At 67.5% G+C, this 9,665-nt stretch carries 8 protein-coding genes; 3 read left to right on the top strand and 5 right to left on the bottom strand.

Annotation, left to right across the window (positions count from 1 at the left end):
• The coding region (locus tag AC1DBQ_RS18665; RefSeq protein WP_476929927.1) for an NADP-dependent isocitrate dehydrogenase at positions 1-455 on the bottom strand (455 nt) is incomplete at its 3' end.
• Between the two features lie 245 nt (positions 456-700).
• Between AC1DBQ_RS18665 and AC1DBQ_RS18660 the strand changes: the two genes are divergently transcribed.
• Positions 701-1,714: a trypsin-like serine peptidase gene (locus AC1DBQ_RS18660; protein WP_476929926.1), complete on the top strand. Its 1,014-nt coding sequence runs from the start codon at positions 701-703 to the stop codon at positions 1,712-1,714.
• Between the two features lie 1,055 nt (positions 1,715-2,769).
• Here the strand turns inward: AC1DBQ_RS18660 and purH are convergent.
• The gene (gene purH / locus AC1DBQ_RS18655) at positions 2,770-4,455 is read right to left on the bottom strand and encodes a bifunctional phosphoribosylaminoimidazolecarboxamide formyltransferase/IMP cyclohydrolase (protein WP_476929925.1); all 1,686 of its coding nucleotides are present in this window, start codon (positions 4,453-4,455) and stop codon (positions 2,770-2,772) included.
• A gap of 152 nt (positions 4,456-4,607) precedes the next feature.
• Between purH and AC1DBQ_RS18650 the strand changes: the two genes are divergently transcribed.
• Complete coding sequence (locus AC1DBQ_RS18650) at positions 4,608-5,960, top strand: MFS transporter (RefSeq protein ID WP_476929924.1); 1,353 nt, start codon at positions 4,608-4,610, stop codon at positions 5,958-5,960.
• A 94-nt stretch (positions 5,961-6,054) separates the two neighbouring features.
• Here AC1DBQ_RS18650 and AC1DBQ_RS18645 read toward each other — a convergent pair whose 3' ends face one another.
• Positions 6,055-6,987, bottom strand: coding sequence for an endonuclease domain-containing protein (locus tag AC1DBQ_RS18645; protein WP_476929923.1), 933 nt, complete (start codon positions 6,985-6,987; stop codon positions 6,055-6,057).
• 98 nt (positions 6,988-7,085) lie between these two features.
• On the bottom strand, positions 7,086-7,664 hold the full coding sequence (gene purN, locus AC1DBQ_RS18640; protein WP_476929922.1) for a phosphoribosylglycinamide formyltransferase: 579 nt from the start codon (positions 7,662-7,664) through the stop codon (positions 7,086-7,088).
• Positions 7,665-7,703: 39 nt separating this feature from the next.
• Between purN and AC1DBQ_RS18635 the strand changes: the two genes are divergently transcribed.
• A complete protein-coding gene (locus AC1DBQ_RS18635) occupies positions 7,704-8,135 on the top strand; it encodes a hypothetical protein (protein ID WP_476929921.1) in 432 nt (143 codons plus the stop codon).
• Here the strand turns inward: AC1DBQ_RS18635 and AC1DBQ_RS18630 are convergent.
• Entirely contained in the window at positions 8,132-9,451 is a 1,320-nt protein-coding gene (locus tag AC1DBQ_RS18630) for a cell division protein PerM (protein WP_476929920.1), read from the bottom strand. The genes AC1DBQ_RS18635 and AC1DBQ_RS18630 overlap by 4 nt on opposite strands.
• Positions 9,452-9,665: the final 214 nt, after the last annotated feature.

Here is a 9,665-nt window from a genome sequence, read left to right as displayed (position 1 = left end):
TAGTTCTTGACCGACAGCGGGGCGCGGCGGTCGGAGTTGCCTTCGCGCAGGACCGGGTTCACGGCGGAGCCCTTGATCTTGTCGTAGCGGGACYGGATGTCCGTTTCCTCGTCCGAGGAGGGGTTGTCCGGGTAGTCCGGCAGCGCGTAGCCGTGGCCCTGGAGTTCGGCGATCGCAGCCTTCAACTGCGGCACGGAGGCGCTGATGTTGGGCAGCTTGATGATGTTKGCTTCCGGCGTCTTGGCCAGCGCGCCAAGTTCGGCCAGGGCGTCGCTGACGCGCTGCTCTTCGGTGAGGTAGTCGCCGAATGCGGAGATGATGCGGCCGGCCAGCGAGATGTCGCGGGTCTCCACTTCCACACCGGCCGTCGAGGCGAACGCCTCAATGATCGGCAAGAACGAATAGGTGGCCAGCATCGGCGCTTCGTCGGTGTGGGTATAGATAATCTTTGCCATTGCTCGGGCGTCTCCCTGAAGGTCTGGGTATTTCCGGAATCTTGTGTTATCTCAACACCCCTAACTTACCCGAGGTGCCCCCTTTGACGCCTACCGGCGTCGTGCGCGGACGGGTGCATGACACCCAAGAACGGCATAACAAGAATTGACAAGTTACTTTACAGATTAGTCAAACTGCCGTAGTTTCGTTCCCATCCAGCGGCCGCCACAGGCGGCCGCCCCGCTTTCCACCGGTTAGGACACCCATGAGAACACCCAAGACTCTGGCCACCAGCCTGCTGGCTCTTTCAGCCGCCGCACTGCTGGCCCTGAGTGCCGCGGGGGCGGCCACCGCCTCCCCCGCGCCGGCCAAGGCACCAGTTTCCGCCTCCGACGTCACAAGCCACACCGTCACCGAAACCGGGACGGCCGACTACTGGACCGCGGAACGCATGCGCAACGCCGTCCCCGGTGACGTCCTGGCGGACAAGGCCATAAAGCGCGGCAAGTCCTCGAAGTCCGTGGCGGCACCGCTGGAGGGTGCCGCCCCGAGCACTGTTGAGGCTGCGGCTCCGACAGAGCAGTCCAAGGCGCAGCAGTCGCAGACCCTGCAGACCAAAGCCAACGCAAGCGAAAACCCCGTCCCGCACATCGGCAAGGTCTTCTTCACCCTCGKCGGTACCAACTACGTCTGCTCCGGCAACTCGGTCTCCTCCGGCAACAAGAGCACCGTCAGCACGGCCGGGCACTGCGTCAACGAGGGTCCGGGCGCCTTCGCCACCAAGTTCACATTCGTCCCGGCCTACCTCAACGGCGCAGCCCCCTACGGCAAGTGGACGGCCAAGGCCCTCTACGCTCCCACCCAGTGGAGCTCCGCCGGCGACATGACGTACGACACCGGCTTCGCCGTGATGTCCACGCTCAACGGCCAGTACCTGACCGATGTGGTCGGCGGCTCCGGGCTGCAGTTCAACGCCGCCCGCGGCCTGAGCTACAAGTCCTTCGGCTACCCCGCCGCGGCGCCCTTCAACGGCGAATCCCTCAAGAGCTGCTCCGGCACGGCCACCAACGACCCCTACAACCCGCAGTTCAACACCCAGGGCATCCCCTGCAACATGACCGGCGGCTCCTCGGGCGGTCCGTGGTTCATCGGCACCAGCGCTTCCGGTTACCAGAACTCCATCAACAGCTACGGTTACGGCAGCAAATCCACCACCATGTACGGCCCGTACTGGGGCAGCGTCATCCAGCAGGCCTACACGACGGCGGCCGCTTCCTAGCCTGACCAGCCCCGGTTTCACCTACCCCTGCAGAGTTTCGCCTACCCCGGCGCGGGGTCACTTGCAGCCGGTMTCCAGCAGTGGGGACRGCCCAGGGTGGCCCCGCGTCGGCGTTGAACAGTTGAACATACGACGGCGGTCCTCCACGGGACATGCCCTCCCCGCAAGCCAAGGCCTGGACATATCCCCTATATGTCCAGGCCTTGGCCTGAAAAATGAGCATGTCCTCCGGCAAGAATGAGCATGCTCCGGGGGCTCGCCACGAGAACGCACAAGAGAATGAGCATGCCTATGTGCCTGGCCGACCTGCGTCTGCACCGGGGTTCACCCGAGATACCCTCCCGGTGACCGGCGCGTGCATCTGAGCTCACCCAACATGCCCACCCCACGAGCCAAGGCCTGGACATATCCCCCACATGTCCGGGCCTTGGCCTGAAAAATGAGCATGCTCCGTGGGCTTGCCCAACAGCCCACTCCTCGCCACACGAAATGAGCATGTCCCACGGGCTCGCCACGATAACGCACAAGAGAATGAGCATGCCCATGCGCCCGGCCCACCGACCAACCCCGTGCCACAACAGTCGAGCATGCCCTGCGAAAAGAATGAGCATGTCCCTTGGCCCGGCCCGCGACCTGCATCGGCGTCAGAGGTCACCGGACATGCCCTCCCAACACTCCAAGGCCTGGACATATCCCGTATATGTCCAGGCCTTGGCCTGAAAAATGAGCATGGCCCCCGCAAGAATGAGCATGTCCAGCGGGCTTGCCCATCAGCCCACTCCTCGCCACAAGGAATGAGCATGCTCCGCGGGCTCGCCCAACAGCCCACTCGTGTCCGCGARAAATGAGCATGTCCCACAGCCCTGCCCGCCGACTGACCCGGTGGCACAAAAAATGGACATGTCCTCCGGATGAGGGAGGGCATGCCCATTCTTTGCGCGGCTTCTACTGCGTGCGGCGGCTTCCGTGTGCAGCGGGAACCTCGAATGTGTACAGCTGGAACCGCGGATGTGTGCAGCGGGAACCGCGGATGTGTGCAGCGGGAACGCGAACTCCTAGTGGAAGAAGTGGCGGGCTCCCGTGAAGTACATCGTGATGCCGGCGGCGTTGGCCGCGGCGATGACTTCCTCATCCCGGACGGAGCCGCCGGGCTGGACCACGGCCCGAACGCCGGCGTCGATCAGGATCTGCAGGCCGTCCGCGAACGGGAAGAACGCGTCCGATGCCGCCACCGCACCGCGGGCACGCTCGGGGGCTTCGCTGGCGTCGGTGCCGGCCGCACCGCCGGCGGMGTCGACGTCGGACTCCACGGTGACACCGAGCGTGTTGGCGCGCTCCACGGCGAGCTTGCAGGAATCAAGCCGGTTGACCTGGCCCATGCCGATGCCGACGGCGGCACCGTTGTCGGCGAGCAGGATGGCGTTGGACTTGGCGGCGCGGCAGGCGGTCCAGGCGAACGCGAGGTCGGCCAGGGTGTCGGCATCGGCGGCGTCGCCCGCGGCAAGGGTCCAGTTGGCGGGGTTGTCACCCTCGGCGTCGACCTTGTCCGTGGCCTGCACCAGCATGCCGCCCGAGACCTGCCGGAACTCGGTCGGGTACCGGCCGTAGCCCTCGGGCAGGGCCAGGAGACGGATGTTCTTCTTCTTGGACAGGATCTCCACGGCCTCCTCGTCGAAGCCCGGCGCGATGACGACCTCCGTGAAGATTCCCGCCACAGTGCGGGCCATGCCGGCGGTGACAGTGCGGTTCGCGGCGATGACGCCGCCGAACGCGGACACGGGATCGCAGGCGTGGGCCTTGGCGTGGGCGTCGGCGATCGGGTCCGCCGCGGAGGCGGACCCCACGGCCACGCCGCAGGGGTTGGCGTGCTTGATGATGGCGACGGCGGGCTCGGCGAAGTCGAACGCGGCGCGAAGGGCGGCATCGGCGTCGACAAAGTTGTTGTAGCTCATGGCCTTGCCGTGCAGCTGGTCGGCCTGCGCGATGCCGGCCGGGGCGGCCTTGTCCACGTACAGCGCGGCCTGCTGGTGCGGGTTTTCGCCGTAGCGGAGCACCTCGGAGCGTTCCAGAGCCAGGCCGGCGTAGGCGGGCCAGTTGATCACGCCGTCGCCGTCCTCGTCGAGGAACTGGCTGGCGGTCCAGGTGGCCACCGCGGTGTCGTAGCTCGCGGTGTGCGCGAACGCCTTGGCGGCGAGCCGGCGTCGGGTCTTCAGGTCGAAGCCGCCCGAGGCGGCCGCGTCCACGACGGCACCGTACGACGCCGGGTCCACCACGATCGCGACGGCGGCGTGGTTCTTCGCGGCCGAGCGGACCATCGCCGGGCCGCCGATGTCGATCTGCTCGACGACGTCGTCCGGCGCCGCGCCGGACTTCACGGTCTCCACGAAGGGGTAAAGGTTGACGACGACGAGGTCGAACGGCTCGATGTCCATGTCGGCCAGCGTCTGCATGTGGGCCGGGACGCGGCGGTCCKCGAGGATGCCGCCGTGCACGCGCGGGTGCAGGGTCTTGACGCGCCCGTCCAGCATTTCCGGGGAGCCGGTGACTTCTTCGACTTCCTGCACGGGGATGCCCGCGGCGGCGATCTTCTTGGCCGTGGAGCCGGTGGAGACGATCTTGACGCCGGCGTCGTGCAGGCCCTGTGCGAGCTCCTCCAGACCGGTCTTGTCGTAGACCGAAATCAGTGCCCGGCGGATGGGCACTCGGTCGATGGATACACGGTCAAGCTGCGTGAAGCTCACAAAAAGTCTCCGTCTTATATCGCGGCGGGCCGCGGGTGGTGGGGATGCGGCCAGTTTATCGCGTCCCGGCACCGGGCCGTCCCGCGCGCCGGAGTGTGAAGCACGCACCGGCCCCGCCCGGGCCACGTAGAGTTTTCCCACAGGAGGCCAAGATGAACACGTACACCACTGTGCCCAGCGGCGAACAGGTGGTCCAGGAACTGCCGTGGCGGTGGAAGGTCCAAGGCCGGATCTTCCTGATCGGCGGCCTGGGCTTCATGTTCGATGCCTGGGACGTCACCCTCAACGGCATCCTCATTCCGCTGCTGTCCAAACACTGGTCCCTGAGCCCCGGCGATGCCGCCTGGATCGGCACGGCGAACCTGATCGGCATGGCCCTCGGTGCCTTCGTCTGGGGCACCATCGCGGACACGATCGGGCGCACGAAGGCCTTCACCGCCACGTTGCTGATCTTCTCCATCTTCACCGTGCTCGGCGCGGTCTCCCCCGACTTCCTGTGGTTCGTCGTGTTCCGCTTCATGGCGGGCTTCGGCCTCGGCGGCTGCATCCCGGTGGACTATGCGCTGGTGGGCGAGTTCACACCCCGCAAACAGCGCGGCCGGGTGCTGACCGCGATGGACGGCTGGTGGCCGATCGGCGCCGCCCTGTGCGGTTTTGTCTCMGCCGGTCTGGTCGCGGCCTTCGCCGACTGGCGCCTGACCATGCTGGTCATGGTGCTCCCGGCGCTGCTGGTGTTCTGGATCCGCCGCAGCGTGCCGGAGTCCCCGCTCTTTTTGATCCGCAAGGGCCGCCGCGACGAGGCCGCCAAGGTGATCGACAGCCTGGTCGAGGCCACCGGCGCCGAGCCCCGCGTCTACAGCCTGCCCGCACCGCAGGACGCACCCCGGCTCTCGGCCGGCAGCGCGTGGACGCAATTGCTTGCGCTCTGGCAGTTCAGCTGGAAGATCACGACGGCGGCGTGGGCCCTCTTCTTCAGCATCCTGCTGGTGTACTACCTGTCCCTGACGTGGATGCCGCGGATCCTGATCGGCGCCGGCTTCGAGGAGTACWAGGCCTTCCTGACCACGGCGTCCATGGCCGCCGTCGGTCTCCTCGGCGTGGTGGTGGCCGCCCTGCTCGTCGAACGTGTGGGCCGCAAGTGGATCCTGGCCATCACCGGCCCGCTCTCCGCCCTGACGCTCGTGATTGTGGCGATCGTGGTGGACATCCCGACGGCGGCCGTGTTCTGGCTCCTGGTCTTCGGCTTCGTGGTGCAGGTGGCCATCCCCGTGCTGTACGCCTACGTCTCCGAGCTGTACCCGACCGAGCTGCGCGGTTCCGGCTTCGGCTGGGCCTCGACGTTCTCCCGCCTCGGCGCCGGGTTCGGGCCGCTGATCTTCGCGGCCGTCCTGTGGCCGCAGCTGGGGCTCGCGACGTCGTTCGCGCTGGCCGGCGGCCTGGTGCTGCTGTCCGTGCTGTGGATGGCGTTCTTCGCCCCCGAAACCAAGCAGCGCCGGCTCGACTAGCGCGCTCTCCGGGCACCAGCCCCCGCCCGCCCTCACCCCCAACTAACTAGCAGCAGGGGCCGTTCTGAGCCCTCAAAACGGCCCCTGCTGCTAGTTACTTGGGCTGCCAGCCGCGGGACGCGAGCGCGGCCCTGACCTTCGCGACGGCGGACCGCGCGTCGTTCTCCATGTGCCGCTTCGAGATCCGGACCAGGATCCAGCCGGCGCCGCTGAAGTCCTCTTCCCGGGCAATGTCACGAATGACCTGGGCCGCCTYGGAATGCCCGGCGCCCTCGTACTCCACGGCAACCCGGTGCTCCGGATAGGCAAGATCCGGTTGACGTGCGACGCCGGAGCGCAGGACCGTGCCCACGTTCAGTTCCGGTTCCGGCAGTCCTGCGCGGCACAGCGCGAGCCGGAGTCTCGTCTCGGGAGCCGAGTCCGCACCGATCCGGGCCTGCTCCAGGGCCAGCCGCGCCTTGCGGATGCCGGGCGTCCCCTTGTGCCGGTCCAGCATCTCGGCCAGCTGCGCCGGCGTGGCATAAGGCTCCGTCCGGTTCTCAAATGMAGGCCGAGGAAGGCGCAGCAAGTGGTCAGCCACCACGGTCAGCTCATCGATGCTCATCTTCCGGGAGCAGTCCAACCACGTCCTGGTCCGAGTGGTGACCAGCACGCCGTCGACCATAGTGATTTCGTCGGCGAAGAACTGCCCGACATGCCCGATCACGCCCCTGCGCCGMGGTATGGCCATGGTGTCCGGACGGGAAATGTGGATTTCGGGAGCGTTCGAGCCCGGGAGGAATCCTGGAAAGCCCCAGATCAGGAAGGCCGTCGCGTGGGAGGCTGCGGAGAATTGCGTGACCAGGGTGAGGGGCCGGGCGTGGAGCGTCACTTCAGCGCTGTGCCCCGTTGGCAAGCGGATCCCGCGGCTCGGAACGTCCAGTGAGGAGTGCCTAAGACGACGTCGGCTGATGCCGGCGTCGGCGGCCTCCTTGACGGTAAACGGCGCTGATCCGAGCGGCACCGGGAGCGGTCGGGGCGTCCTCATCGGTACATCGTCGCAAATCGGAGGTTTGCCCTGGGGAGTTATCCACAGCTCACGGCCCACGCAAGCCCGTTGGGTGGGCGGGATACGCCGGAGTGCCGCTACTTGCGTCCGTTGTGGGCCGCGGCGAGGGATGCCAGCGTGGAGACCAGGAGGCGGCGCTCCATCACCTTGATGCGTTCGTGCAGGGACTCTTCGGTCTCGCCGTCCTCGATCGCCACGGCCTCCTGCGCGATGATGGGGCCGGTGTCCACGCCGGCGTCGGCCCAGTGCACGGTGCAGCCGGTGACCTTCACGCCGTAGGCCAGTGCGTCGCGGACACCGTGCGCGCCCGGGAAGGACGGCAGCAGGGCCGGGTGCGTGTTGAGGTATTTGCCGCCGAACGCATCGATAAAGCCGGCGCTGACAATCCGCATGAAGCCCGAGGACACCACGACGTCCGGGTCGTAGGCGGCGACGGTCTCAGTCAGGGCCGCGTTCCAGGCAGCCCGGTCCGGATAGGCCTTGAAGTCCACCACGAACGTAGGGATTCCGGCGGCGGCGGAGCGCTCCACGCCAAACGTTCCGGGCCGGTCGGCGCCGACGGCGGCGATCTCGACGTCGAGCGCGCCGGAGGTMACGGCGTCGATCACTGCCTGGAGGTTGGAGCCGGTGCCGGAAACGAGGACTACGATGCGCATGGTCCTAGCTTATGGGGCCGCTCGCGTAGGCTGGAAACCATGAATTCCCCCACGGACTCCGGCGGCGGCCAGCCCGGCCGGCATCCGCGCGGCGCGGCGGCCAAAGACCCTCAGCAGCTGACCCACACCCTGTTCCGGCTGTTCATCGTCGCGGTCCTGGGCGCCTTCTTCGTCTTCCAGCTCGACGTCAACTACCTGTGGCTGACGGCCCTGCTCACCACGGCCGGGATTGTGCTGGGCATCATGCTGCTGATCCGGGCGGTGAAGTACAAAGCACCGCGGCTGGTCCTGTTCGGCGCGATTTCCGGGCTAGTGGCCTCAGCGGTGATGCTGCTGGTGATCCTGGCCTCGTCACTGTTCTTCAGCCAGATCCGCGACTACCAGCAGTGCGTTCGGTATGCCTTGACGGAGCAGGCAACGTCCGCGTGCAGGACGCAGCTCAACAACGCCATGCCCACGCAGTTCCGCTAGCGGCTGTTGACCGCTTCGAGATCGGCTTCCCGCAGCTTCTGCTGGCGTTCCAGCCAGGGACCGGCCGCGTAGCCGATCACGACGCCGATCCCGACCTCCGCGGCCACGAACAGTGCCGTGCGGAGCGGGTCGGGGCCGATCTCCGTCAGCCTGCCGATTCCGGCGGACCCGCCGGCAAGCCAGGCGAGCCCCGCCGCGAGCAGCCCGGCGACCGAGCCGATCACCGCGCCCAGCACCAGGGTGGACGCCGCGGCAGTAAACCAGCGGGCCCGGACCTTGATGGACAGCCATTCGTCGAAGTGGTTCTCGCCTTCGCGCAGGAACCACCAGCCGGCCAGCGCCCCGGCGAGCGCCGGCACCACGAGGGCCACGAAGCCGAAGTCCAGCGGCCCGGACGGCAGCGCCGCGAACACGGGGATCGACGGCAGCGGCCCGACGGCGGTTCCGAGCGGCCCGGCCGCCGAGCCGACCCCCAGGGCGAACCMCGCGCCGGAGATCCAGGCCAAGGCAAACACAACGAGGTTGGGCAGGAAGCCCAGCAGCACAATGGTCAGGACAGCGCCGCCGATGGCGCCGGCGTCGAGCCCCTCATACACGGCCACCACAAGGTTCCAGTGGATGAAGAGGTCGACGGCGAGCAGGGCCCCCGCCATCGCCAGGCTCGCCATCAGCGCCACCGATCCGGCCTTGATGGCGGAACCCAGGTAGGACCCGGCCCAGCGKGAGTGCTGGCTGGTCCGGGACAGCCAGGCCACGGCGTCKACGCCGATCAGACGGCTCCAGGAGCCTGCCTCGCGGCGCGCGCCCACCACCATKCCCAGTCCGAACGGGATGAGCGGGATCAGCGCGGCGGACCACAGGCTGATGCCGACGTCGGACGTGCGGCAGACGAAACCCGTGGCGATTCCGAACCCCGCGTACATAAGCCAGGATCCGAGCAGGGCCTGCCAGAGCTGGTCCGTATAGGAGGCGCGGGCGAGCCGACGCCCGGCACGCCAGGCGAGCAGGAACGGGATGAGGGTCAGCCCCAGGGGAATCAGTGAGAGCGTGCCGGAATCCGGGTGAGCCGCGGACCCGGCGCCGGCGGTGTCCAGCAGCAGCGGCACGCCGTGGATCAGCAGCCAGGCCTGGCCGGCGAGGCGGGCCAGGAGGTCGAACCCGCTGTTCTGGAATCCGGCCGTGGCCCAGACCGTGACGATCGGCGCCGCCACCACGAGGGCGGAGATAACGGCGGCCTGGGCGGACTCGAGGGCACCCTGCAGCCACAAGGGCATGGGAAGGCCACGTTGTCCGGTCTGATCAGCGCGCAGTTTCATCGAGTTCCATGGTGCCACGAGCCCGGCATCCGGCCGGTTACCGACAGGCACAACGCGCGGATCCGCGGAATTCGCGTCCCCCGGCTGCCGGCGCTTTTTCCACACCCGGGCCGTAAAATTGTAAATGTCCGCAATCAGTGGTTGGAGGCAGCAAATGACTACCGCATCTCCTCATGCCCATGGCGTTCATTTTGGTCGGACGGATGTACAGAAC

Source organism: Arthrobacter sp. 10T413_2, from assembly GCF_056394205.1.
Note: the sequence above shows the minus strand (reverse complement) of the source record. Positions and strands in the feature narration are given on the sequence as shown.

Coding starts and splice junctions, on each gene's coding strand:
- AC1DBQ_RS18635 (WP_476929921.1), top strand. CDS start 7,704: ATGAATTCCCCCACGGACTCCGGCGGCGGCCAGCCCGGCCGGCATCCG.